Genomic DNA, 468 nt, shown 5'->3' on the forward strand with positions numbered 1-468 from the left:
CAAATCCCTGAATCCGGGCGGTAACCGCTTCGGATCACGGGTTTCATACCAGAACCCCACGGCCAGCATTAAGGCCAGTTTAATAATAGGGGTTATCCGTATTCCGTTGGGGTCGGTGTCAGGGATACTTTCTTCATAAACATTGCGGTTCAGGTAATTGGCTGCCTTTTCTCTGGCGGCTTCCAGATAGGCTTGTAACAACGCATCTTCCTCATCCGAATCTATCCGGCACTGCAAGCGCAGCTCTTCAATCGTGGGTAGCGGCATATTTCCCCCCATAATAAGGCGGCACACAGGCCTCCCAGAGATTACTTACTGCCCGCAGCGCCTTTCAGCAACTTCACGGCGTGACTGTCAACCAGCAGGGAACCCACCCGTTTAGTGGTGTAGAAGTGGATAAACGGTTTGCGGGTGTACGGGTCACGCAACATACGCACGCCGAGGCGATCCAGAATGGTGTAGCAGCGT

General features: G+C 53.4%; 2 protein-coding genes. Both read right to left on the reverse strand.

Annotated features, from left to right (window positions below; genetic code table 11):
- Positions 1-267, reverse strand: a 267-nt coding sequence (locus AAC854_RS23095; protein ID WP_340619127.1) for a head-tail connector protein, incomplete at its 3' end; no start/stop codon positions are given.
- Between the two features lie 41 nt (positions 268-308).
- Positions 309-468 (reverse strand): phage major capsid protein (locus AAC854_RS23100; RefSeq protein ID WP_340619070.1); only part of this gene is annotated, 160 nt, incomplete at its 5' end.

Source organism: Xenorhabdus entomophaga (genome assembly GCF_037996725.1).
Classification (GTDB): Bacteria; Pseudomonadota; Gammaproteobacteria; order Enterobacterales; family Enterobacteriaceae; genus Xenorhabdus; species Xenorhabdus khoisanae.